At 71.9% G+C, this 21,246-nt stretch carries 28 protein-coding genes; 19 read left to right on the top strand and 9 right to left on the bottom strand.

The genetic code is table 11. The features are described from left to right. Positions 1-51: 51 nt before the first annotated feature. The gene (locus tag K313_RS0102180; RefSeq protein ID WP_019287396.1) at positions 52-267 is read left to right on the top strand and encodes a ribbon-helix-helix domain-containing protein; all 216 of its coding nucleotides are present in this window, start codon (positions 52-54) and stop codon (positions 265-267) included. After that, complete coding sequence (locus tag K313_RS0102175; RefSeq protein ID WP_029210238.1) at positions 267-1,511, top strand: MFS transporter; 1,245 nt, start codon at positions 267-269, stop codon at positions 1,509-1,511. The genes K313_RS0102180 and K313_RS0102175 overlap by 1 nt, the downstream gene beginning before the upstream one ends. A 301-nt stretch (positions 1,512-1,812) precedes the next feature. On the opposite strand, the gene K313_RS0102170 is transcribed toward K313_RS0102175, so the two are convergent. Next, positions 1,813-2,709: a LysR family transcriptional regulator gene (locus tag K313_RS0102170; protein ID WP_029210237.1), complete on the bottom strand. Its 897-nt coding sequence runs from the start codon at positions 2,707-2,709 to the stop codon at positions 1,813-1,815. Between the two features lie 82 nt (positions 2,710-2,791). Between K313_RS0102170 and K313_RS0102165 the strand changes: the two genes are divergently transcribed. Continuing rightward, positions 2,792-3,070, top strand: a complete 279-nt coding sequence (locus K313_RS0102165; RefSeq protein WP_029210236.1) for a hypothetical protein — start codon at positions 2,792-2,794, stop codon at positions 3,068-3,070. On the opposite strand, the gene K313_RS0102160 is transcribed toward K313_RS0102165, so the two are convergent. Then, positions 3,057-3,770, bottom strand: coding sequence for an ArsR/SmtB family transcription factor (locus K313_RS0102160; RefSeq protein ID WP_029210235.1), 714 nt, complete (start codon positions 3,768-3,770; stop codon positions 3,057-3,059). The two genes, K313_RS0102165 and K313_RS0102160, sit on opposite strands and share 14 nt — an antisense overlap. A 104-nt stretch (positions 3,771-3,874) precedes the next feature. On the opposite strand from K313_RS0102160, the gene K313_RS0102155 reads away from it, so the two are divergent. Then, positions 3,875-4,771, top strand: coding sequence for a DMT family transporter (locus K313_RS0102155; RefSeq protein WP_029210234.1), 897 nt, complete (start codon positions 3,875-3,877; stop codon positions 4,769-4,771). Here K313_RS0102155 and K313_RS21960 read toward each other — a convergent pair. Continuing rightward, complete coding sequence (locus tag K313_RS21960; RefSeq protein WP_029210233.1) at positions 4,749-5,375, bottom strand: NUDIX hydrolase; 627 nt, start codon at positions 5,373-5,375, stop codon at positions 4,749-4,751. The two genes, K313_RS0102155 and K313_RS21960, sit on opposite strands and share 23 nt — an antisense overlap. A 111-nt stretch (positions 5,376-5,486) precedes the next feature. Between K313_RS21960 and K313_RS0102145 the strand changes: the two genes are divergently transcribed. Both K313_RS0102145 and K313_RS0102140 read left to right on the top strand, forming a co-directional pair. Further along, positions 5,487-6,125: a TetR/AcrR family transcriptional regulator gene (locus K313_RS0102145; RefSeq protein ID WP_029210232.1), complete on the top strand. Its 639-nt coding sequence runs from the start codon at positions 5,487-5,489 to the stop codon at positions 6,123-6,125. After that, the gene (locus K313_RS0102140; protein WP_029210231.1) at positions 6,125-6,577 is read left to right on the top strand and encodes a hypothetical protein; all 453 of its coding nucleotides are present in this window, start codon (positions 6,125-6,127) and stop codon (positions 6,575-6,577) included. Before K313_RS0102145 ends, K313_RS0102140 begins: the two co-directional genes overlap by 1 nt. On the opposite strand, the gene K313_RS0102135 is transcribed toward K313_RS0102140, so the two are convergent. Next, positions 6,543-6,983, bottom strand: coding sequence for a nuclear transport factor 2 family protein (locus K313_RS0102135; protein WP_029210230.1), 441 nt, complete (start codon positions 6,981-6,983; stop codon positions 6,543-6,545). The two genes, K313_RS0102140 and K313_RS0102135, sit on opposite strands and share 35 nt — an antisense overlap. Positions 6,984-7,068: 85 nt before the next feature. Continuing rightward, on the bottom strand, positions 7,069-7,641 hold the full coding sequence (locus tag K313_RS0102130) for a class I SAM-dependent methyltransferase (RefSeq protein ID WP_029210229.1): 573 nt from the start codon (positions 7,639-7,641) through the stop codon (positions 7,069-7,071). A gap of 73 nt (positions 7,642-7,714) precedes the next feature. Between K313_RS0102130 and K313_RS0102125 the strand changes: the two genes are divergently transcribed. The 6 genes from K313_RS0102125 (at position 7,715) to K313_RS24830 (ending at position 11,040) form a co-directional block, all read left to right on the top strand. Next, the gene (locus K313_RS0102125) at positions 7,715-7,951 is read left to right on the top strand and encodes a type II toxin-antitoxin system Phd/YefM family antitoxin (protein WP_029210228.1); all 237 of its coding nucleotides are present in this window, start codon (positions 7,715-7,717) and stop codon (positions 7,949-7,951) included. Then, positions 7,948-8,364: a type II toxin-antitoxin system VapC family toxin gene (locus K313_RS0102120; protein ID WP_029210227.1), complete on the top strand. Its 417-nt coding sequence runs from the start codon at positions 7,948-7,950 to the stop codon at positions 8,362-8,364. The genes K313_RS0102125 and K313_RS0102120 overlap by 4 nt, the downstream gene beginning before the upstream one ends. 74 nt (positions 8,365-8,438) lie before the next feature. Then, a complete protein-coding gene (locus tag K313_RS21955; RefSeq protein ID WP_338021320.1) occupies positions 8,439-8,924 on the top strand; it encodes a GNAT family N-acetyltransferase in 486 nt (161 codons plus the stop codon). A gap of 67 nt (positions 8,925-8,991) precedes the next feature. Beyond that, a complete protein-coding gene (locus tag K313_RS21950) occupies positions 8,992-10,419 on the top strand; it encodes an HNH endonuclease signature motif containing protein (RefSeq protein ID WP_029210225.1) in 1,428 nt (475 codons plus the stop codon). Between the two features lie 155 nt (positions 10,420-10,574). After that, a complete protein-coding gene (locus K313_RS19725) occupies positions 10,575-10,889 on the top strand; it encodes a DUF1810 family protein (RefSeq protein WP_338021318.1) in 315 nt (104 codons plus the stop codon). A gap of 7 nt (positions 10,890-10,896) precedes the next feature. Next, a complete protein-coding gene (locus K313_RS24830; protein WP_420804894.1) occupies positions 10,897-11,040 on the top strand; it encodes a DUF1810 family protein in 144 nt (47 codons plus the stop codon). 6 nt (positions 11,041-11,046) lie between these two features. Here K313_RS24830 and K313_RS0102100 read toward each other — a convergent pair whose 3' ends face one another. After that, on the bottom strand, positions 11,047-12,057 hold the full coding sequence (locus K313_RS0102100) for a S41 family peptidase (RefSeq protein ID WP_029210224.1): 1,011 nt from the start codon (positions 12,055-12,057) through the stop codon (positions 11,047-11,049). A 98-nt stretch (positions 12,058-12,155) separates the two neighbouring features. Between K313_RS0102100 and K313_RS0102095 the strand changes: the two genes are divergently transcribed. The 6 genes from K313_RS0102095 (at position 12,156) to K313_RS0102070 (ending at position 18,449) form a co-directional block, all read left to right on the top strand. Then, positions 12,156-13,604 carry a dihydrolipoyl dehydrogenase family protein gene (locus tag K313_RS0102095; protein ID WP_029210223.1) on the top strand — a complete coding sequence of 483 codons (1,449 nt, stop codon included), beginning with the start codon at positions 12,156-12,158 and terminating at the stop codon, positions 13,602-13,604. 57 nt (positions 13,605-13,661) lie between these two features. Further along, the gene (locus K313_RS22800) at positions 13,662-13,829 is read left to right on the top strand and encodes a DUF1905 domain-containing protein (protein WP_240483918.1); all 168 of its coding nucleotides are present in this window, start codon (positions 13,662-13,664) and stop codon (positions 13,827-13,829) included. Positions 13,830-13,898: 69 nt separating this feature from the next. Next, positions 13,899-14,447 carry an NADPH-dependent FMN reductase gene (locus K313_RS0102085; protein WP_029210222.1) on the top strand — a complete coding sequence of 183 codons (549 nt, stop codon included), beginning with the start codon at positions 13,899-13,901 and terminating at the stop codon, positions 14,445-14,447. 79 nt (positions 14,448-14,526) lie between these two features. Beyond that, the gene (locus tag K313_RS0102080) at positions 14,527-15,150 is read left to right on the top strand and encodes a TetR family transcriptional regulator (protein ID WP_029210221.1); all 624 of its coding nucleotides are present in this window, start codon (positions 14,527-14,529) and stop codon (positions 15,148-15,150) included. A gap of 66 nt (positions 15,151-15,216) precedes the next feature. Then, on the top strand, positions 15,217-17,703 hold the full coding sequence (locus tag K313_RS0102075) for an MMPL family transporter (protein ID WP_029210220.1): 2,487 nt from the start codon (positions 15,217-15,219) through the stop codon (positions 17,701-17,703). 92 nt (positions 17,704-17,795) lie between these two features. Further along, on the top strand, positions 17,796-18,449 hold the full coding sequence (locus tag K313_RS0102070) for a CueP family metal-binding protein (protein ID WP_029210219.1): 654 nt from the start codon (positions 17,796-17,798) through the stop codon (positions 18,447-18,449). A 135-nt stretch (positions 18,450-18,584) separates the two neighbouring features. On the opposite strand, the gene K313_RS24665 is transcribed toward K313_RS0102070, so the two are convergent. After that, positions 18,585-18,716: a hypothetical protein gene (locus K313_RS24665; protein WP_275442616.1), complete on the bottom strand. Its 132-nt coding sequence runs from the start codon at positions 18,714-18,716 to the stop codon at positions 18,585-18,587. A gap of 85 nt (positions 18,717-18,801) precedes the next feature. On the opposite strand from K313_RS24665, the gene K313_RS0102065 reads away from it, so the two are divergent. Beyond that, entirely contained in the window at positions 18,802-19,185 is a 384-nt protein-coding gene (locus K313_RS0102065; RefSeq protein WP_029210218.1) for a DoxX family protein, read from the top strand. 85 nt (positions 19,186-19,270) lie between these two features. On the opposite strand, the gene K313_RS0102060 is transcribed toward K313_RS0102065, so the two are convergent. Further along, on the bottom strand, positions 19,271-20,491 hold the full coding sequence (locus K313_RS0102060) for a dicarboxylate/amino acid:cation symporter (RefSeq protein ID WP_029210217.1): 1,221 nt from the start codon (positions 20,489-20,491) through the stop codon (positions 19,271-19,273). 49 nt (positions 20,492-20,540) lie between these two features. Then, positions 20,541-21,077: a TetR/AcrR family transcriptional regulator gene (locus K313_RS0102055; RefSeq protein ID WP_156911097.1), complete on the bottom strand. Its 537-nt coding sequence runs from the start codon at positions 21,075-21,077 to the stop codon at positions 20,541-20,543. Positions 21,078-21,246 lie beyond the last annotated feature (169 nt).

Genomic DNA, 21,246 nt, shown 5'->3' with positions numbered 1-21,246 from the left:
GGTCGAGCCGGGGCGGCTCGACCCGGTCGAGGCCGCTGGTAGGATGCTAGCATGACAGCGAGCCGTACGACGAAGAGCCAGTTCAACGTCTACCTGCCCCCTGAGCTGGTCCGTGAGGTCAAGCACCACGCGATCGACGACGGCGTTAGCCTGAGCCGGCTCGTGGAGGCCGCGCTGCGCGAGCACCTGTCCTGGCACACCGGGTCCGACTCGGGCTCCTCCGCGGGGGGCTCCGGCCCCGGGGCCGGACGCCCGGCGTACGCCTGATGACCTCCGAGAGTCTCTGGCGGGGCCCGGACTTCGTCCGCTACTGGGCGTCCCGCGCGGTGTCCATGCTGGGCTCGGCGATCACCTACGTCGCCCTGCCGGTGCTCGTCTATCGCCTCACCGGGTCGGCGACCTGGACGGGCGTGGTGACCGCGATGGACACGCTGCCCTTCGTGTTCTTCGGGCTGCTCGGAGGGGCCCTCGGGGACCGGCTCGACCGGCGCGCGCTCATGGTCGGCGCCGACGTCGTGGCGGCGCTCGCCATCGGCTCGATCGTCGTCGCCCACCTGCTCGGGCACCTGTCGATCGCGCACCTGCTCGTGGCGGCCTTCGTGTCCGCTTCTGCCGCAACGATCTTCGACGGCGCCAACTGGGGTGCCCTGCCGACGCTGGTGGGGCGGGCGCGGCTGCCGGAGGCGAACGCCAAGGTCTACGGCACCGTCTCGGTCTTCGACGCGGCCGGGCCGGCGGTCGTCGGTCTGCTGCTCGCCGTGGTCGAGCCCGGCACGCTGCTGATCGTCGACGCCGCCAGCTTCGCCGCGAGCGCCCTGCTGATCCGGGGCATCTCGCGCGCGCTGTCACCGTCACGGCCCGGTGGCCGGGTGGGGGCGCGCCAGCTCGGCCGCGACGTGGGGGAGGGGCTGGCCTACCTGGCACGCCATCCGCTGCTGCGGCCCATGACGATCGTCGCGATCTTCGGATCCGCCGGTGCCGCAAGCATCCTCGCCGTGACGGTGGTGTGGTGCGACCGGGTGCTCGGCATCGGGACGTCGGGGTGGAGGTTCGGACTCCTGTATGCCGCATGGGGGCTCGGCGCGCTCCTGTCGTCCTTGGTGCTTGCCCGGGCCATGAGCGCGCTCGGCGCCATCCGGCTGACGCGGCGTCTGCTCCCCGTGGTGACGCTGCTGGCCCTCGTGCTCGCGTCGGTCGATCGGTTCGCCCTCGCGGTGCCGATCCTGCTGTCCTACGTGGGGATCCACACGCTGCAGTACACCTCGGTCGTGACCTGGCGGCAGCAGGTGATCCCCGACGAGCTCCTGTCCCGCGTCTCGAGCGCAGCACGGCTGATCGGCTGGGGGGCGGCGGCGTCGGTCGGCGCCCTGGTGGCCGGCCCGGTCGCCCAGCACTGGGGCGTGCGGACCGCGATCCTCCTCGCGGCGAGCCTGCACGCCTGCGGCGCCGCCCTCACGTGGGTGCCGGCACTGCGGCGGGCGGAGCCGGCGAGCAGCGCGACCCCGGCCTAGGCTCGACTCCGGCCGGGCCCGTCTGCTCGGCTGGTCCGTCGCGTGCGGCCCAGGCGCGGCGTTCGCGCGCTCGGAGCTCACAAAGGTGCGGCACGGGGCTCCCTCGGCGGACGTTCGCGCGCTGGGAGCTCACAAAAGTGCGGTTCGGGACGGCCTCCACGGACGTTCGTGCGCTCGCAGCTCACGAACGCCGCGTCCGCGCCCACCGGCACGTGGCAAAGGTGCGTCCGCAGTTCAGCCTGACCCGCCGACGCCGCGTGGGCCCACGTGTCCGCTCGGCTCTGCCACAGATCGTCGGGTTCTAGGCCGTTGGTCCGACCCGATCCGAGAGGAGCTCGACCACCCGTCGCGCGACGGGCTTGAGCATCGCCGACCCGTGCACGAACGCCACGATCCGTCGTTCCGGGGTGGGGGACACCAGGGGTCGCGCCACCGCTCCCGGCGGCAGCGTGGCGGCCGCCAGCCGGGACATGACGGCGATCCCGAGCCCGGCGGCCACGAACGCGACGGCGCCGTGGTGGTCTCCGGCATACGCCACGAACCGTGGGCTGATGCCGCACGAGCTGGCCGCCATCCGCACGACTCTGCCGCAGGTGGTGTCGCCGGGGTCGTTGTCGATCCACGGCACGTCGCCCAGCTCGCCGAAGCGGATCTCGTCCTGCTGGGCTAGCGGGTGGTCGCGGGGGAGGACGACGACGTACGGCTCGGTCGTGAGGACGTGGCGCTCGTAGCCCGTCATCGCGGTGGGTGGCTCGTCGAGGAACTCGCTGCGGATGTCGATGTCTGCGGACACGACCTGCGTGGTCTCGACCTCGTTGAGCCGGAACGTGAACTGCACGTCGGGGAACTCCTGGAGTACCGCCGCCGCGACGCCGGGGAGCCACTCCTCGGCCGCGGACGCGAAGGACGAGACGGAGAGGGAGTCGGTGCGCCCCTCGCGCAGGTCCTCGATGACGCCGTCGAGGCGGGTCAGGCTGCCGATGAGATCGTCGCTGCGCGAGGCGAGCTCGAGGCCGACGGGGGTGGGGGCAATGCCGCGGCCGTTGCGCTCGACGAGGGTCAGCCGCGTCTCGCGCTGCAGGGTGGCGAGGTGCTGGCTGACGGCTGACGGGGTGTAGCCGAGGTGCTGCGCGGCGGCGTTGACCGACCCGCTCGCGACGACGGCACGAAAGACCCTGAGGCGGTTGACGTCGACCATGGCACGACCATACAGCAACACTGCATGGTCATGAAGAAACGTTCGCTTGTGCTAACGGGTCGCGCGGGTGACCGTTGATGACATGAACACCATGACCAGCCGCTATCCCGACGACCGTGACCTCGCCCGCGTGCAGCAGGAGCTCGACGTCCTGCGGGTGCCCGTGGCGGCGGCGTACTCACACCAGGCGCCGTCCGCACGTCTACCTGACATGAGGCCCACCGCTCCCGCCCGTGACGTGATGGACCGGTCCCGGGTCGGCCGCCCCTCCCGCGGCACCCGCCGCTCCAGCAGCACGCGCCGGTCGTCGTGGGTGGCGCGACTGCTGCACCACGGCGTCGTCCCGCCTACGGGCTGCTGAGGTGACCGGCGGGCAGCTCGTCCACACGCAGGCCGGACGCGGAGAGGGCCGTGCACCCCGCGGGGGTGAGCTCGACCGAGCGACGGTGCGATCGACGCTCGAGCCAGCCGAGATCCAAGGCGTGCTGCGCGAATCCGTCCGCCGCCAGGCCCGCCACGTGCTCGCGCCGCTCGGTCCAGTCCAGGCACGGACGCACCAGCGGACGCCGGGCCGCCGCGGGGCACTGGAAGCCGACGCCGTCCAGCCAGGCGCGACCGACGGCAGTGAGCTCCCAGTCGTCCGAGACGATCTCGAGCCGCAGCCACTCCTCCGTGAGCCACACCCCGAGGCGGCCCGCGAGGTGCCGGTAGCAGGTGCGGCCGGCCTGCAGCTCGGCGTCCACGCGCTGCCCGCTCAGCGACGCGGTCGCGGGTCGCACCCGCGGGCTCAGCGCGGCGAGCGCCTCGACGGCGTCGGCCACCTGGGCGTCCCGCAGGCGCACGTAGCGGTGCCGCCCCTGCCGCAGCTCCGACACCAGTCCCGCCGCCACGAGCTGGTCGACGTGCGCCGAGGCCGTCGACCGGGCCACCCCGGCGTGGGACGCGAGCTCGCCTGCGGTCCAGGCTCGCCCGTCGAGCAGCGCCATCACCATCGAGGCCCGCGACTCGTCGGCCAGGGCCCGCGCGACGAGGGCGAGGTCGGGGTGGGCGGGCGTCGTCATACGGCCCATCGAAGCACCACGACCGTGCGCCCGGCACCGAACCGTCGACCGACCACCCTGGACGCGAGAGCGTCCGTCACCCACCCGAGGGAGATGATCAGACCGTGACCGCACCGACCATCGAGACGACGCGCGACCAGGCCAACGAGCCGCGCGTCCTGCTCGCCGCCGCCGCGACCGTCGTCCTGTGGGCGTCGTCGTTCATCGTGATCCGGTATGCCGGGCCGCACTACGACGCGGGGTCGATGGCTCTGCTGCGCATGTTCGTCGGCAGCGTCGTGCTCGGCATCATCGCCGCCCGCTCGGGGATCCGTTGGCCCCCAAGGAGATCCGTGCCGCTGGTGATCGCGTGGGGTGTCGGGTGGTTCTGCCTCTACCTCCTCGCGCTCAACGTCGCCGAGCAGACCGTCGACGCGGGGACCGCCGCGATGATCGTCAACCTCGCGCCGCTGATGGTCGTGGTGTTCGCGGGACTCTTTCTCGGAGAAGGGTTTCCGCGCGGGCTGCTGATCGGCGCGCCGGTGTCCTTCCTCGGCGTGGTGCTGATCGGCCTGCAGTCCTCCGGCGGCCACCTCGCGATCACGGGACTGCTGCTGGCGCTCGCCGCGGCCGTCCTCTATGCCGGCGCCACGCTGGTGCAGAAGCACCTGATGCGCACCGTCGACTCCACGACCCTCACCTGGCTCGGCGCGACCGCTGGCGCCGTGGCGCTGCTGCCCTGGTCGGGGCGGCTGGCCCACGACCTCGTGACGGCACCCCTCGGCGCGACCCTGAGCATCGTCTACATGGGTGTGCTGCCAACGGCTTTCGCGTTCACGACCTGGGCCTACGTGCTGATGCGGACCTCGGCCGGGCGCACCTCGGCGACCACGTATGTCGTCCCGGCCGTCGCCATCGTGCTGTCCTGGCTGCTGCTGGGCGAGGCCCCGACGCCCGTGATGCTGCTGGGTGGGGCGCTGTGCCTGCTCGGCGTCGCGATCACGCGGATGATGAGGCGCTGACGGGGACGTCCCGTCGCCATACGTCCGCCAGGGCCAGGGCCCCGAGGCTGATGCCGTCCCGCAGCCGACCCTGGGTGATCAGTCCGCGGACCTCGTCGCGGGTGAACCACCGCGTCGCGTCGACCTCGGGCTCGTCCTCGTCCTGTCCCTCGCCCTGCCGGACGAACGCCGCCAGCACCACGGCAACCGACCCCGCGAACACCCCTGTGTCCGGATAGATCTCGCCGAGCTCGGCCTCGAGCGAGGCCACCATGCCGGTCTCCTCGGCGAGCTCGCGCAGGGCGGCCTTGGCCGGTGAGGCGTCGTCGGGATCGACCATGCCGCGCGGGATCTCCCACAGTCGCACCCCTGGCGCGGGCCGCTGCTGGTCGACGAGCAGGACCCGCGGCTCGGCCCCGTCGCGGCGGACGCACACGCAGGCCGCACCCGTGAGGCGGCGGCCCTCGTCACCGAGCTGCAGGCGCAGGTTGGGCCGCGTCCAGCCGTCCGTCTCCCGGGTGGCGGCCTGGACCTGCCAGCCGCCGTGCCGCTCGTCCTCCCAGAGCGTGCTCCAGTCCAGCTGCTCACTGGGCGGGGACGTGCGCTGCCAGTCGTCGCGGGTCACGGGGCCTCCTTGGTGCGCAGGTGGGTCAGGTGGGCAGCGTCTCACCTGTCCGAGCCCGTGCGGGGACTTGCGACCCTGGCGCCCGAGGCACGCGACTGCTAGCGTCGACGTATGGCTAACGATCGTTCGCTACCCACGCGGGAGCGCCTGCTCGCGGCGGCCCTGGAGCGCTTCTCGCGCGACGGCTGGGGTGGGACGTCGATCCGCGACCTGGCCCGCGACGTCGGGATCCGCGAGAGCTCGGTCTACAAGCACTTCGGGTCCAAGCAGGAGATCTTCGACGCCCTGCTCGAGCGCGCTGACGCCCGCCTGGCCACGGTCGCGAGCGGGCTGGGCGTCGTCGTCGACTCACCTCCGGCCGCCGTGCCCGCCTATGTCGGCATCACGGAGCAGCGGCTGGTCGAGGTCGCCGACGGCTTCTTCACGGCGGTGCTGCACGATGCTGAGCTCGTGGCTCTCCGCCGGTTGTTCGTCGTCAACCAGTACCGCGACCCCGAGATCGGCCGCCGTCTGCGGGACTACTGGGTCGGCAGGCCGGTGGCCTTCCAGAGCGCGGTGTTCACCGAGCTGATCGCCACGGGCGAGCTCCGTCCCGGCCTCGACCCCGAGATGGTCGCGCTGTCGTTCTTCGGCCCTGTCCTCGCGCTGATCCAGCTGGCCGAGACCGGCGAGGCGGACGAGCAGCGCGCGCGGGCGATGCTCGCCGCGCACGTCCGGCACTTCCGGTCGACCCATCTGCGGGAGAGCTGATGCGCCGCTACGGGATCGTCGTCCGGTGGGTCTTCGCCACGGTCTTCCTCGGCGGCGGCGTCGCCCACCTGGTCCAGGGGCGTGCGGCACCCGAGGGGTATGCCGTCTACAGATCGACAGCCCTGTGGCGCCCCCTGGAGGACCTGTGGGAGGGCTTCGTCATGCCGCACATCGCCGGACTGACGCTGGTGCTGGCGGCCTGGGAGGTGGGGGTGGGCGTGTGCCTCCTGCTGGGTGGACGCAGCACTCGGGTGGCTGTCGTCGCCATCCTCGGCTTCTTCGCCTTCCTCCTTGTTCTCGGCTACGGCTGGCCCGCCGCGAGCCCCGTCGAGGACATCCTCAAGAACAGTGCGTTCACCGTGGTCATGGCGGGGATGCTCCTGCCCGTCCTGGCGCAGGCCGATCCTCCAGGCGCGTTCACCAGGTGGGGAGGTCGCCGTCGCCGGGCGTGACGCGCAGGTCGCTCTCGTCGATGGGCGCGTCGTTGATCGAGGCTTCGCGCCGCCGCATGTAGCCCAGCTCGTCGAACTCCCACAGCTCGTTGCCGTACGCCCGCCACCACTGCCCGTCGGCGTCACGCCACTCGTACTGGAAGCGCACCGCGATCCGGTCGTCCGTGAACGCCCAGAGGTTCTTGCGGAGGCGGTAGTCGAGCTCCCGCTCCCACTTGCGGGTGAGGAACGCGATGACCTCCTCGCGGCCCTGCAGGTGCTCGTCGCGGTTCCGCCATACGGTGTCGACGGTGTAGGCGCCGGCGACCCGCTCGGGGTCACGCGTGTTCCACGCATCCTCTGCGGCCTGCACCTTGGCCAGGGCGGTCTCGCGGGTGAACGGCGGGACGGGCTGGCGGGGTTCCATGGGACCTCCACGGGGAGACGGGGTGTCCCGGCTCACGCTATCGCCCCGGGGCCCGACATACGGCCCGGATGTGGACCCTGTCCCGTCACCGGCGGCTGACGACGAGGTAACGCTCGTCGGCGACCTCCTTGCCCCAGTAGACGGCGTCGGGGAGGTGCTGGACGGTGGCCTCCGCCCGGACGGACCTGACGATCCGGACCGTCTCGTCAGCGGTGAGGCCGGCGCCCGTCGTCCAGCTCCCCTCGACCAGGACGACCGCTCCGCCGGGGCGCAGCAGAGCCACCCAGCGTGCGAGGGCTGCGACGGGATCCGGCAGTGCCCACAGGACGTGACGGCACAGGACCACGTCATACGCACCGCGTGTCAGGGAAGGTGCCGCGGCGTCCCCCACGACGAAGGTCGCCTCCGGCACCTTGGTCCTCGCCCGCTCGATCATGGCGGGGGAAAGGTCCAGGCCGTCGACGTCGTACCCCTCGTCCATGAGGAGGCGTGACAGGGTGCCCGTGCCGCACCCGATGTCGGCGATCCGCGCTGGCGCCGGTGGCAGCACCGACAGCAGCAGGTCCCGCCAGGCCGCCCGCGTCGTCTCGTCGCGCAACCCGTGATCCGGCTCGTCGTCGAAGGTCTCGGCCTCCCCGTCCCACTGCTCGCTGGTCATGCCGTCAACCTAGTGACCACGACCGACAACGCCCCGAACCCCCGTTGCGTATCACCGGTGATACGCTCGTGGCATGGACAGCGTCACGGTGAGGGACCTGCGCAACCGCAGCGCCGACGTGCTGGCTCGCGTCGCGCGGGGCGAGAGCCTGACCGTGACGCGCGACGGCGAACCGGTCGCTACCGTCGCGCCTCTGCCATGCCGGCGTCTGACCGCGACGGAGCTGGTGCGGCGACGGCAAGCCCTCCCGCACGTCGACGCCCGGTCGCTGCAGGCCGACATCGACGCGCTCCTGGACCCCAGCCTGTGAGCGGAACCGACCCGCGCGGAGTCCTGGACACCTCCGCGGTCATCGACCTGGCTTCGCTGGACCCCGCGTCCCTGCCGGACGAGCCGGTCATCACCGCGATCACGCTCGCGGAGCTGTCGGTCGGACCGCTCGTCGCGCGCACCTCGGAGCAGCGGGCAGCGCGTCAGGCACACCTGCAGCAGGCCGAGGCGGACTTCGACCCACTGCCCTTCGATGCATCCGCGGCGAGATCGTTCGGTCGGATCGCGGCGAGTCTGCGGTCTGCCGGGCGCAAGCCCTCGGCCAGGGCCTACGACGCCCTGATCGCCGCCACCGCGCTGGCCAACGGCCTGCCCGTCTACACGGCCAACCCAGCCGACTTCGAGGCGATCGAGGGGCTCGACCTGCGCGTGGTGGAGCGGCACCTGGGTTGATCAGCGCGTCGCGGCGTCGGTGCTTTCATGGCCGTTTGACGACCCGCCCCCTCCCTGACCGCGCGTTGATCGACGTGCGCGCCGCTGTACCTGACGATGCGGGCGTGCTCGCCGCAGCTCGGATCTGGTCCCAGGCGGTGGCGCGTCGCGATGACCTCACGACGACCCGGCCGCTCGACGAGGTGGCGGTCGGCATCCGCCGGCGCCTGGCCCTGCCGGGGGCGGTCCTGCTGCTCGCGGAGGCGGACGGGGTGGCCGCGGGGTTCGCTCTCGTGGCGCCGCGGGGGGACGCGCTCGAGCTGTTCTATCTCGCCGTCGATCCGGGGGCCTGGGGGAGGGGGATCGCCCCCGCGCTCCTGGGGGCGGTCGACGAGCATGGCCGCACCGGCAGGTGGACCCGGCTCGAGCTCCTCGTCATCGACGCCAACGACCGCGCCAAGCGGGCCTACGAACGCGCCGGCTGGCGGCCGACGGACGAGACCGTCCTCGACGACGACTCGGGTCGTATCGAGCGGCGTTTCGTCCGGAGCATCACGCTGCGTCGGTCCACAAGCGCATAGGGTCAAACATGGACAAATAACTCCGAAGTGTCTTCAGTTTCGAGTCTTCTTTCGATATTCTCCCTGTATGACGTACATCGACGTGCTCGACGCGAGGGGCTCCCTGACCGGAGCTCTCGACGCGCTGCGCACGATCGGTGGGGGTCTGCCGTCCGTCCAGGGTCAGGACCTGGCCGCTCTGGCCGTCGAGCTGTCGGAGCTGATGGTGGTCGCCCGCGGGGCGTTGGTCGCGACCACGGCCGAGGCAAAGACCCGTGGCGTGGTGCTGGAGTCCGGCTCGCGCACCCCCGCGCAGTGGCTCGTGGACGCCGGCGCCGCGGTCAAGCACAACGAGGCCGCCCTGATCGCCCGGGCCATCGACGCCACCACCCCCGCATCCCACGCCTCCTTGCGTGACGCGATGACGAGCGGCGAGGTCACCCCGGGGGACGCGATCACCGCCGCAGAGTGCATCGCCGAGCTGTTCGGAGCGACCGACCCGGCCACGCACGACGCGATCGTCGAGGGTGCGGTGCAGCTCGCCCGGGGCTCGATGAGCCGCCGAGACCTGCGGGAGTTCCACGACGAGATGCTCGCCCGGTTCGGTACCCGCCCCAGCGAGGACCGGGAGCACGAGCACCAGCAGTCCCGACGCGCCGTGACGGCATTCCGGCCCCTGGCGGACGGCATGTGGCGCCTGGAGGCGAGGCTGCCACCTGCGGACAAGGCGATCGTCGACGCCGCACTCACGGCACTCGCCGCCCCCAGCCCCGACCCCGACACCGGGGCGCGAGACCTGCGCACGGCGGGCCAGCGCCGCGCCGACGCTCTGGTCGCTGCGTTCGCCAGGGTCGCAGGACTGGGCGAGACCGGCCCCCTCGGCGCCTCCACCCAGGTCGCCCTGATCCTGCCGATCGAGGCGCTGCACCGCGCGTGCGAGCACCAGGCCCGCGACAGCTTCGGTCGACCCCTGCCCGGCCAGGACTGCGACTGCGAACGCCCCGTCGCCGGCCGTGACGAGCTCGGCACCACCCTGCTGCCCCAGGACACCCGCCTGCTGTCGTGCGGCGCCGACCTGACCCGGGTCTACGTCGGCAAGGACGGGCAGCCCCTGGTGGTCGGGCGCACGGAGCGCACGGCCAAGCCCTGGCAACGCACGGCGCTGTGCGTCCGCGACCGCGGCTGCACCTTCCCCGGCTGCCAGTCCCCGCCCTCCTGGTCCCAGGCGCACCACATCACCCACTGGGCCGACGGCGGCGCGACCGACCTCGACAACCTCGCCCTGGTCTGCCACTACCACCACACGTTCATCCACCACCACGACATCACCGGCCGTGTCACCCCCGACGGGACGCGCGTGGAGTGGGACGTCACCCGCGTCGGCGCGAGCTGGCGCCCCAAGCCACCGGAATCGGGCTCGTCAGAGCCCCTCCCGAACGAGGTCAGCCCACCGGACGTCGACCCTCCCGACCCCGGACGGCCTGACCCTGGAACCGCGCAACCCCGAACCACCTGACCCCGCAGAGCCCGACCCGCAGCATCACCTCACGGCCTGAGCGAGTCGCCGCGCTGTGCACCCGTTGGCGCTGGGGTCTGCACCGGGTGGCGCTGTGCTCCCGGGTGGCGCTGTGCATCCGGTGGCACAGTGCATCCGGTGGCACAGTGGTCCGCATGGACGACCTCTCGCGCTTCGTGCAGGCCCAGGATGCGAACGGCACCTACGACCAGGCCCTGGCCGAGCTACGCCGTGGTCGCAAGACCAGCCACTGGATGTGGTTCGTGCTGCCCCAGGTTCGCGGGCTGGGTCACAGCGGCATGGCCGTCCGCTACGGCATCGCGGACCTCGACGAGGCCAGCGCCTACCTCGCGCATCCCGTCCTCGGACCTCGACGAGGCCAGCGCCTACCTCGCGCATCCCGTCCTCGGACCTCGACTGCACGAGTGCTGCGACGCGCTCCTGGCGCTGCCTCAGGAGGCGACCGCTGACTCCGTGATGGGTGGCATCGACGCCATGAAGCTGCGCTCGTCCATGACCCTCTTCCACCGCGCTGACCCGCAGGACCAGGCCTTCTCCGCTGTGCTGGAGCGCTACTTTGGTGGCGCGACGGACGACGCCACGGACGCCCTGCTCACCTGACCTCCATCAGCGGCACTGCTGCTGGAGCCACGTCCGCGCTGCCTCATGGGCTGTGTCGACGGGAGCGACCTGGTCGGGAGCGATCGGGCCACCATAGGTCTTGCCGTGGCGGTCCGTGTCGAGCGCGGTGGTCAGCAGCATCTGCGTCCCGTCATACAGCCTGACGGTCTGGTTGGCCGACGAGTAGCCCGCCGTCGGCGCTCCGAAGGACCGCGCGCCCGGTGCGCCCTTGAAGGCCAGCACGACGACCTCGCCCGAGCTGCCGTTGTCGGGGCCCTGCAGGACGGCGACGGGCTTGGTGGACTTCGGGCGCGACTCGGCGGACATGGCGTCCGCACCGCCCACGCGGATCGTGCCACCGGCGACGGTCACGTCGGTCGTGCCGCCCGTCCGCGTCACGAAGCCCGCGATCTTGCCGTCGTCCAGCAGCGGGGACAGCCCGGCCAGCATCGGGCGCATGTCGCCACCGTGGTTGTGGCGGGTGTCGACGATCCAGCCGCACGTCGTGGCGGCGTCGGCGCCGGCGATCCCGTGGGTGAGGGTCTTGGCGTAGCGCTGCTGGAAGCCTTGGTCCTCGGCGCTCACCTTGGGGACGGTGATCGTGGTCACCGGGCCGGTCCGCGTCACGGTCGGCAGCGGGCGGTCCTTGTCGAAGGACGACAGCGACTCGCCCGCAGGGAAGATCTTCGAGTGCCTGCCGCCGGCGACGGCCACGGCCTCCCGCAGCGCGGGCAGCGTGTCGGCATGGCTCGACGCGTCCCGGGTGTCGCGCACGGCCTTGGCTCGCGCTGCCTCCCACGCCGGGCCCTGCGCGTAGTAGCCCTGGTCCATCTTCTGCAGGGCGTCGTCGGCGTACGCGGCCGGGGACGGCGGCACGAGGTAGAGCCCGTAGCGGGGGCCCAGCTGCCAGATCGCCAGGAGCGCGAGCAGGGAGACAACGAGGAGGGACGCACCGAGGCGGATCAGGACTCGACGGCCTCGGCGGCCTCGGCGAGGGTGCGGGGTGGTGTGTGCCATGCCCCCAGACTCGCCAGAGGCCGAGGTCGGCGGCATCGGCCTCAGGTCGACACCTCGTCAGACCGTGGTAGGACGCCGGGCACGGGCAGACTGGGGGCATGAGCGCCGACCAGACCTATGACGTCGTCGTCCTCGGGGGCGGCCCCGTGGGCGAGAACATCGCCCAGTACGCCACGGAGGACTCCGGTCTGACGGCCGTCCTGGTGGAGCGCGAGCTGGTGGGAGGCGAGTGCTCCTACTACGCGTGCATGCCGAGCAAGGCGTTGCTCCGACCCATCGAGGTGGCGTCCACCGCGGCCCACCTCGGTGGTGTGGCCCGTCCCCACCTCGACGTCACGGCGCTGCTGGCGCGGCGGGACGAGTGGGTGTCGCACTACGACGACTCGGGGCAGGTCGACTGGGCCGAGGGCGCGGGCATCGACGTGGTGCGCGGACATGGCCGCATCACCGGTTCCCGCACCGTGGAGGTCGCGCGGGAGGGACAGGCGCCGCTGGTGCTGCACGCCCGCCACGCCGTCGTGATCGCCACCGGCAGCAGCCCCGTCGTGCCCGAGCCGTATGCCGCCGCCCAGCCGTGGGGTTCTCGGGACGCCACGGGCGTGGTGGAGGTGCCGGAACGGCTGGTGATCGTGGGTGGCGGTGTCGTCGCGTGCGAGGCCGCGACCTGGATGGCGGCCCTGGGCTCGCGCGTCACGATGCTGGTCCGCGGCGACCGGCTGCTCGGCGGTGCCGAGCCTTTCGCGTCCGACGCCGTGCTCGAGGCCCTGCGCGGGGCCGGCGTCGACGTGCGCCTGGGCGTCGAGGTGACGGAGTGCCGCCGTGACGACGCCGAGGACACGGGCCTCGGCCGCGTCCACGGCGGGACCGTTCGCCTCATCAACGGTGAGGCCGAGGAGGTGGTGGCCGACGAGCTGCTGCTCGCCACGGGACGACGCCCGCGCCTCGACGACGTCGGGCTCGAGACGGTGGGGCTGGACGCGGACGCCCTTCTCCGTCATACGAGCTCGTCCTCGGACGGCAGCCGGGGAGAGGTGCTGGACTGGCTCCTGGCTGTGGGCGATGCCAGCGGGGAGGCGCCGCTCACGCACTGGGGCAAGTACCGCGCCCGCGTCCTCGGCCAGCGGCTGGCCGCCCGCGCCACCGGCGCAGAGCCCGAGCCCGAGCCGGACGAGGTGCCCGTGCCGCAGGTGGTGTTCACCGATCCGCAGGTGGCCTGGGTGGGCCTCACGGCGGCCCAGGCCCGGGAGCGCTACGGCGAGGCTGAGGTCGAGGTCGTCGAGGTCCCCTTCACGGGGGCGGCCGGCGCGGCCCTCCTCCGCGACGACGCCTCCGGCACAGCCTCCCTCGTCGTCGACCGCGCCTCCAGGACGGTGGTGGGTGCGACCTTCGTGGGTCCGGACGCGGGAGAGCTGCTCCACGCGGCGACCATCGCCATCACCGGCCGGGTCCCCGTGTCGGTGCTGCGGCACGCCGTCCCCAGCTATCCCACCGCCAGCGAGCTCTGGCTGCGACTGCTCGAGGAGCTGCCGCGAGACCTGCGCCGCTGAGGGCCACCCCCACGGCACCGGACGCCGATCGACCGCAACCCTCCGTAGGCTCGCGGGATGGAGCGCATGCTGCTGGATCCGGTCGAGGTCTCCTTCGCTGCCGAGGTGTGGCACTGGCGCGGGCCCGCCCCGTTCCACTTCGTCTCCGTGCCGGCAGACCTGGCCGACGTGCTCGGCGAGGTCGCACCCCTCGTCAGCTACGGCTGGGGGATGGACGCGCGCTGACGACCCCCGCTGGAGGTGCCTCGGCTGCCACACTGGTTGACGGATCAACCCCACTACCAGGAGCGCACCGTGAAGATCGGCATCATCATCGGATCCATCCGCGAGGGCCGCAAGGCCGAGGCCGTCGCCCGCTGGGTGCTCGAGGGCGCCCAGGCTCGCGGCGACGCGGACTACGAGTTGATCGACCTCAAGGCCTTCGACGTCCCGCTGCTCACCAGCGCCGCCGTCCCCGGCGCGGCCAAGAGGCAGTACGACGACGAGCGGGTCACGCGCTGGAGCCAGGCGATCGACGCCTGCGACGGCTTCGTCTTCGTCACCCCGGAGTACAACCACTCGGTGCCGGGCGCGTTCAAGAACGCCTTCGACAGCCTGGGTGGCGAGTGGATCGGCAAGGCGGTCGGCTTCGTGTCGTACGGCGCTGACGGCGGTGTCCGTGCGGTCGAGCACTGGCGCACCTCGGTCGCCAACTTCCAGATGGTCGGCGTTCGGGCTCAGGTCGCGCTCGGGCTGTTCACCGACTTCGGCGACGACGGCCTGGCCCCGCTCGACCGGCGCCCGGCCGAGCTCGCCGGCATGCTCGACCAGCTCGCCCCTATGACTGGGAAGCTTCGCGGCTGATTTACAGCCTCTCGGCCCTGATCCGTGGGTGCACGCTGTGCATTTGGTGCACTGGGTGCAACGAGCATAGGGTTGGGCCGTGGAGAACCGCCGTGACGTCGCCAAGCGAGAGACCCGGGCCGCCCTCGTGGACGCGGCGCTGGAGATCTCGAGGGCGTCCGGTGTCGAGGCACTGAGCGCCGAAGCGATCGCCGACCGCGCCGGTGTGTCCCGACGGACCTTCTTCAACTACTTCCCGACCACCGAGGCCGTCCTGTCCGTGCCCGCGACGGACTTCGTGGCGCGTGCCCTCGCCGCCTTCGACGAGCGTCCCCTCGACGAGCCGGTCCCCGAGGCGGCTGTCGAAGCGCTCACGCAGGGAGTGGTGCCCGGCGAGCTCCACCAGCTCGTCGAGGTCATGGTTCTCTGCCGCGACACCCGTCCCGCGATGACCGTCGAGCGCCAGGTGTGGGACTACGCCGAGGGCCGTATGGCGGAGTCCCTCGGGCGTCGGCTCCCCGAGGACACCCCGCCCCTGCACGTCCACGTGCAGGCCGCCATGATCATGGCCGCGGGGCGGGTGGCGGTCGACGCCTGGGCGGACGAGCAGCACGTCGACGACGGTGATCGCGGCCACGCGGACGACGCCTCGGTCGCCCGCCTCCGCTCCCTCCTCGTCGAGGCGATGAGCCATCTCGCCGACGGTTTCGCCCCACGATCCTGACCTGCTGACACCCACGACGCTGCACCCACCAACGCTGCACCACCCACCGATCGGAGCGACCGACACATGGCCACCCTGCTCTATCGCCTAGGCCTCTTCTCGGCCCGCAAGCCCTGGGCCGTGATCATCGCCTGGCTGCTGCTGCTCGGCGGTGTGTCCGGGGCGGCCGCGGCCTTCCGGACGCCCCTCAGCAGCACGATGACCGTCGAAGGGCTGGAGTTCCAGCAGACCCTCGACACCCTCAAGCGGGAGATCCCCGACGCGGCGGGCGGTATCGGGACGGTCGTCTTCCGCACCGAGTCCGGGCGCTTCACCCCCGCCCAGCAGGCCGCCGTCGCCAAGGCCGTCACCGACTGGGAGGCGCTCCCGCAGGTGGCGGACGCCATCGACCCCTTCGCCACGCAGAAGCAGCTCGACGAGGCGCAGCGCAAGACGGCCGACGGCCAGAAGCAGCTCGACGCCAGCGAGAGCAGGCTGCGCGCCGGCGAGGCCGAGCTGGCCAAGGGTCAGGGTCAGGTCGACGGGGCCGCCAGGCTCGGGCTGCTCAAGGGCCAACAGCTGACGGACGCGCGGGCCAAGCTCGCGGCCAGCACCAAGCAGCTCGCCGACGGACGCGCCCAGCTCGAGCGCGGCAAGCGCGAGCTGGCCCTCGGTCAGCGCGAGGTCGCCCTGACCAAGGACACGAGGTTCGTCTCCGCGGACGGCACCGCCGCCATGACGCAGGTGCGCTTCAAGGACGAGATCCACAGCGTCTCCCCCGAGCAGCGGCAGCAGGTCACGGCCATCGAGGGGCAGCTGGCCAAGACCGGCGTCAAGACCTACTTCGGCAAGGAGCTCGTCGAGGACGTCTCCAGCGTCATCGGCCCCGGCGAGATCATCGGCATCGTCATCGCCGCCATCGTCCTGATGGTCATGCTCGGCACCCTCGTCGCGGCGGGCCTGCCCCTGCTCATGGCCATCGGCGGGGTCGCGCTGGGCACCGGCGCCACCCTGGCGCTGAGCAAGGTCGTCGAGCTCAACTCCGTGACACCTGCCCTCGGCCTGATGATCGGTATCGCCGTCGGCATCGACTACGCGCTCTTCATCGTCAACCGGCACCGCGAGCAGCTCAAGACCGGCATGGGTCGGACCGAGTCCATCGCGCTCGCCGTCGGGACCGCCGGCAACGCCGTGACCTTCGCGGGGATGACGGTGTTCATCGCGCTGGCCGCGCTCGCCGTGACGGGTATCGGCTTCCTCGGCACCATGGGCTTCGCCGCGGCGGGGACCGTGGCCTGCGCCGTCCTCATCAACCTCACCCTGCTGCCGGCCCTGATGTCGCTCGCGGGCCACCGCATGCTGCCGCGGCGGACGTGGCGCAAGCACGGCTTCAACGCCCGCGGCGAGTCCCTGACGGACGAGCACCCGCGCGACGCCGAGCACGCCGACCGTGGGTGGGGGGCGATCGTCACGCGTCACCCCTGGCCCGCGATCGTGGCCGGTCTGGCTCTCGTGGCCTTCCTGGCTGCCCCGGCCGCCGGCTTGCGCCTCGGTCTCCCGGACGGGGGGTCGGAGCCTCAGTCGTCCACCGGCTACCAGGCCTACGCCACCATCGGCGAGAAGTTCGGCGAGGGCGCCAACGGACCCATCGTCGCCGTCGCCACGCTGCCCGCCGGGCTCGACGAGCTGGCCGCCAAGGACCGCCAGCTCGACGTCGCCGAGGCTCTCAAGCTCAACTCCGGCCTGGTCAGCGTGATGCCCGCCGGCCTCAGCAAGGACGGGCGCACCGCGGTCTACCAGGCCATCCCCAAGAAGGGCCCGGCCGACCAGGCGACGGTGGACGCCGTCCACCAGATCCGCGAGGACGCGCCCTTCATCAAGGAGGTCACCGGGGCCGACGTCAAGGTGACCGGGCAGACCGTCGCCAACATCGACATCTCCCAGAAGCTCGCCGACGCGCTGCCGCCCTACCTGCTGATCGTCGTCGGACTGTCGCTGGTGCTGCTGCTCATGGTGTTCCGCTCGGTGGTGGTCCCCCTCATCGCGACCGGAGGCTTCCTGCTCTCGCTGGCCGCGGCGTTCGGCGGCGTGGTCGCCGTCTACCAGGAGGGGACGCTCGGGTCGATCTTCGGGGTCACCAACCCCGGCGCCATCCTCAGCTTCCTGCCCATCCTGCTCATCGGGGTGCTGTTCGGCCTGGCGATGGACTACCAGATGTTCCTCGTCTCGGGGATGCGCGAGTCCCACGTCCACGGCGAGGACGCACGCCGGGCCGTGCGGACGGGCTTCAGCCACGCGGCCGCGGTCGTGACGGCGGCGGCGATCATCATGGTGTCGGTCTTCGCGGGCTTCGTGCACGCCGAGCTGACGATGATCCGCCCGATCGGCTTCGGCCTGGCCCTGGGCGTCCTCATCGACGCCTTCCTGATCCGGATGACGCTGACGCCCGCCGTCATGCACCTGCTCGGCGAGCGCGCGTGGTGGATGCCTCGCTGGCTCGACCGGATCGTGCCGGACGTCGACGTCGAGGGCGTCAAGCTCGTCGACAAGGTGCAGGGGCACCCGCACGCCTGATGCGGGGGCCGGTGCGCGAGCGGCCGGGGGCGGTTGAGACCATGGAGTCTCGACCGCCCCCGGCGCATCCACCCCTAGGAGCGTGAGCCCCCATGCGCACCCGAGCCCTCACCATCGCCGCCCTCTCGCTGGCCCTCGCCCTCGCGGGCTGCTCGAGCCAGACCGCCCAGAACTCCTCCTCCCAGAACGCCGCGGCCGCGACCCCCAGCGCGGCTGCGTCGTCGTCAGCGTCGGGGTCGACCCAGGGATCCGGCGCGGGGGCCGGTGACGCCCAGGCCTTCCTGGCCCGCAACGGTCTCGCCGGCAAGGACGTCAAGGCGATCGTGTCCGAGCTGGACCGCACCCAGGACGACAAGGCCAAGGGGCTCAAGGGCTCGGTCCGCCAGGGTGAGCTGCAGCTGACCGACCCCTCCGGCGCCACCGCCGCGCTGCCGATCCCCAGCGACTCCTTCTACCTCTCCATGGCACCCTACGTCTCGCAGACGCACGAGTGCTTCTACCACCACCTCACCGGCTGCCAGGGCGAGCTCGCCGACAAGACGATGAAGGTCACCATCACCGACGCGGACGGCAAGGCCCTCGTGGACGAGCAGGTCACGACCTACGCCAACGGGTTCGTGGGCTTCTGGCTGCCCCGCGACGTCACCGGCACCATCACGGTGGCGTATGGCGGAAAGACGGTGAAGGCACCCTTCGCCACCGACGGCACGAGCCCCACCTGCGTCGCGACGCTCCAGCTCGCCTGAGGCCCCCACCAGCACCGCGCCGCGGTCGAGGCGCTGGAGACATGTGAGCTGTCGGACCCGCGGGGCCACGTGAGTCGCGTGAGGCGCTCGCGGCGTGCGTCCGGTCGCCCGTCGTAGGTCACGGTCAGCGGGTCGTCACCCAGCCAGGCCGTGACCCGGGTGCCGCGCTCGCCCCGTGGCGGCCCCAGCCCAGCTCCCGGGGCCGTCGCCCGGCGCGGGGACCACCACCCGCGCCCGTCGCAGGTCAAGGACGGGCAGCTCGGTCATGCCTCATCCTCTCAGGCGCGATGGGGGCAGGGACGGCTGCGCAGTAGCGTGGACCCCACGCACCCCGACCTCCCGGAGGCTCCCGATGATCCACCCCGTCAAGGCCGCCGCCCGTCTGATGCTGGGCTCCCTGTTCGTCATGGGAGGTCTCAACCAGCTCAAGGACCAGACCTACACCGGCGGGCTGCTCGACGCGGCCCGGCAGCGCTACGGGCTGCCCGACCTCGCCGCCCCGGCCGACCTCGTGCGGCTCAACGGCGCCGCCATGATCACCTGCGGTGCGTCCTTGGCCCTGGGCATCGCGCCGCGTGCCTCGGCGCTCGCGCTCGCGGCCCTGCTGCAGCCCACCAACGTCGCGGGCCACGCGTTCTGGTCGATGGACGACCCGCGCAAGGCCTTCGTCGAGCGCAACCACTTCATGTCCAACGTCGCGATCACCGGCGGTCTGCTGGCCGTCGCCGCGGACTGACGCTGCCCCGGCGACGTCGAAGGGCCCCCGAGCAGCGTGCTCGGGGGCCCTTTCGCCGACGCGGGGCGCCGGGGCTCGACCTGAGTCAGGCGAGAGCCGTCCCGTCGTGGAGGTCAGGCTCGCCGTGGCGGCGGCGGTCGCGTCGCGCGAGCGTGTCGACGACGTGCGCGATGGCCGCGTCCCCGGTGACGTTGGTGGCGGTGCCGAAGGAGTCGATCGCGATGTAGGTCGCGATCATCAGGCCGACCTGCCCCGCGTTGAAGCCGAGCTGGCTCTGCAGGAGCGCGGTGGCCGTCATGATCGCGCCGCCGGGGACGCCCGGGGCGGCGACCATCATGATGCCGAGCAGCATGATGAAGCCGACGATCGTCCCGGTGTGGATGGGGAGGCCGTAGAGGAGCATCACGGCGAGCGAGAAGCAGGTGATCTTGAGCGTCGAGCCGGCCAGGTGGATGGTCGCGCACAGGGGGATGACGAACGACGCCACGGGCTCCGAGACGCCGGAGCGGATGGTCTGGCGCAGCGTCACGGGGATCGTCGCGGCGGAGGACGAGGTGCCGAGGGCGGTGGCGTAGGCCGGGAGCAGCTCTCGCAGCATCCGCAGCGGGTTGCGGTGGGCGATGGCTCCCGCGACGGAGTACTGGATGAGCAGGAGGACCACCGTCAGGGCGAAGACCATGAGGATCACGCCGAGGAAGGTCGTGATGACGTTGTAGGTCTCGCCCGCCGCGGTCATGTTGAGGAAGATGCCGAAGATGTAGATGGGCAGCAGCGGGATGATGATCGCGGTGATGACCTTGTTGATGACCTCGCGGAACTCGACGAAGCCGCGGTGGATGACGTCGCCCTTGATCGTGGTGAGCGCGACACCGATCACGAAGGCCAGCAGCAGGGCGGTCATGACGCCGAAGGCCGGAGCCATCTCGACCTTGAAGTACGGCGCCAGCAGGGAGTCCTCGGGGTTGGCGACCGAGCCGACCTTCTTGTCCGCCAGCAGACCCGGCAGCACCGCCATGCTCACCCCGAAGCCCAGGAACCCGGCGAACAGGGTGGAGCCGTAGGCGATCGCCGTGGTGATGGCGAGCCACTTGCCGGCGCCGGCGCCGAGCTCGGAGATGGCCGGGGCGATGAGCCCGAGGATGATCAGCGGGATGACGAAGCCGAGGAAGTTGCCGAAGAGTCCGTTGACGGTCACGAAGACCCGGGTCAGCCAGTCGGGGAAGAAGAGCCCGCAGACGATGCCGAGGACGATGGCGATGATGATCTTGGGAAGCAGGCCGATGCGGCGGCCGGGTGACGCGGTCATGCGCCGAGCCTAGGGCCGTGCCGGCCGGCGTCTGCGCGCGGGGCGAGGGTCAGTGGCTGAGCAGCTGGTGGAGCGCGAATCGGGTGGCGGCCGGGTCCAGCTCGACCTGACCCGTCATCAGGTGGAGGATCGTCCCGTCCATGAGCGCCGACACCGTCATCGCGACCCGGAAGGGCGCCGGGGTGCCCACCGCCTCCACCAGCTCGGCCAGGCCGCTGACCTGGCGGCGACGGTGCTCGGACAGGTCGACGCCCCCCTCGGAGGCGAGCGCGAGCCGGGCGCGGGTGTGGATCCCGCCGTCCTCGAGCGCGGCCACGCGGATGAACTCCACGAGGAAGTCGACCAGGACGTCCGCATCGTGGACATCGGATCCGGGGGCGATCGGGTAGTACGCCTGAAGGTCCCGCGCCTCGATCTGGAGGAGGATCGCGTCCACCAGCGACTGCCGCGTCGGGAAGTAGTTCGCGGTGCTGCCCAACGGGATTCGCAGCGCCCGGTCGATGGAGCGGTGGGACAGCCCCTTGGCGCCGCCCTCGGCCAGGAGCTGGATGGCGGCCTCCAGCACGGAGGTACGACGATCGGGCATGTACCCATTATCGGCACAACAAGTGTTGTAACCTATCCCAAGAACCGGGCTTCCCAGCACGACGCCCGGTCGGGCGCGCGAGGGGGAGGCGCCCGGCCGGGTCCTTCACGGGGGGCCCGGTCGCCTGCGTCCTGAGCCTCGACGGCTTTATCTCCCAGCGCCGGCGAGG

Origin of the sequence: Arsenicicoccus bolidensis DSM 15745 (assembly GCF_000426385.1) — a bacterium.
GTDB lineage: Bacteria > Actinomycetota > Actinomycetes > Actinomycetales > Dermatophilaceae > Arsenicicoccus > Arsenicicoccus bolidensis.
This window is presented reverse-complemented; position numbering and strand designations above follow the sequence as displayed.

Bases quoted from the DNA above. Each gene is read 5' to 3' on its own strand.
- K313_RS0102180 (WP_019287396.1), top strand. From the start codon at position 52: ATGACAGCGAGCCGTACGACGAAGAGCCAGTTCAACGTCTACCTGCCC.
- K313_RS0102175 (WP_029210238.1), top strand. From the start codon at position 267: ATGACCTCCGAGAGTCTCTGGCGGGGCCCGGACTTCGTCCGCTACTGG.
- K313_RS0102170 (WP_029210237.1), bottom strand. From the start codon at position 2,709: ATGGTCGACGTCAACCGCCTCAGGGTCTTTCGTGCCGTCGTCGCGAGC.
- K313_RS0102165 (WP_029210236.1), top strand. From the start codon at position 2,792: ATGAACACCATGACCAGCCGCTATCCCGACGACCGTGACCTCGCCCGC.
- K313_RS0102160 (WP_029210235.1), bottom strand. From the start codon at position 3,770: ATGACGACGCCCGCCCACCCCGACCTCGCCCTCGTCGCGCGGGCCCTG.
- K313_RS0102145 (WP_029210232.1), top strand. From the start codon at position 5,487: ATGGCTAACGATCGTTCGCTACCCACGCGGGAGCGCCTGCTCGCGGCG.
- K313_RS0102140 (WP_029210231.1), top strand. From the start codon at position 6,125: ATGCGCCGCTACGGGATCGTCGTCCGGTGGGTCTTCGCCACGGTCTTC.
- K313_RS0102135 (WP_029210230.1), bottom strand. From the start codon at position 6,983: ATGGAACCCCGCCAGCCCGTCCCGCCGTTCACCCGCGAGACCGCCCTG.
- K313_RS0102130 (WP_029210229.1), bottom strand. From the start codon at position 7,641: ATGACCAGCGAGCAGTGGGACGGGGAGGCCGAGACCTTCGACGACGAG.
- K313_RS0102125 (WP_029210228.1), top strand. From the start codon at position 7,715: ATGGACAGCGTCACGGTGAGGGACCTGCGCAACCGCAGCGCCGACGTG.
- K313_RS21950 (WP_029210225.1), top strand. From the start codon at position 8,992: ATGACGTACATCGACGTGCTCGACGCGAGGGGCTCCCTGACCGGAGCT.
- K313_RS19725 (WP_338021318.1), top strand. From the start codon at position 10,575: ATGGACGACCTCTCGCGCTTCGTGCAGGCCCAGGATGCGAACGGCACC.
- K313_RS24830 (WP_420804894.1), top strand. From the start codon at position 10,897: ATGGGTGGCATCGACGCCATGAAGCTGCGCTCGTCCATGACCCTCTTC.
- K313_RS0102100 (WP_029210224.1), bottom strand. From the start codon at position 12,057: ATGGCACACACCACCCCGCACCCTCGCCGAGGCCGCCGAGGCCGTCGA.
- K313_RS0102095 (WP_029210223.1), top strand. From the start codon at position 12,156: ATGAGCGCCGACCAGACCTATGACGTCGTCGTCCTCGGGGGCGGCCCC.
- K313_RS22800 (WP_240483918.1), top strand. From the start codon at position 13,662: ATGGAGCGCATGCTGCTGGATCCGGTCGAGGTCTCCTTCGCTGCCGAG.
- K313_RS0102075 (WP_029210220.1), top strand. From the start codon at position 15,217: ATGGCCACCCTGCTCTATCGCCTAGGCCTCTTCTCGGCCCGCAAGCCC.
- K313_RS0102070 (WP_029210219.1), top strand. From the start codon at position 17,796: ATGCGCACCCGAGCCCTCACCATCGCCGCCCTCTCGCTGGCCCTCGCC.
- K313_RS24665 (WP_275442616.1), bottom strand. From the start codon at position 18,716: ATGACCGAGCTGCCCGTCCTTGACCTGCGACGGGCGCGGGTGGTGGTC.
- K313_RS0102065 (WP_029210218.1), top strand. From the start codon at position 18,802: ATGATCCACCCCGTCAAGGCCGCCGCCCGTCTGATGCTGGGCTCCCTG.
- K313_RS0102060 (WP_029210217.1), bottom strand. From the start codon at position 20,491: ATGACCGCGTCACCCGGCCGCCGCATCGGCCTGCTTCCCAAGATCATC.
- K313_RS0102055 (WP_156911097.1), bottom strand. From the start codon at position 21,077: ATGCCCGATCGTCGTACCTCCGTGCTGGAGGCCGCCATCCAGCTCCTG.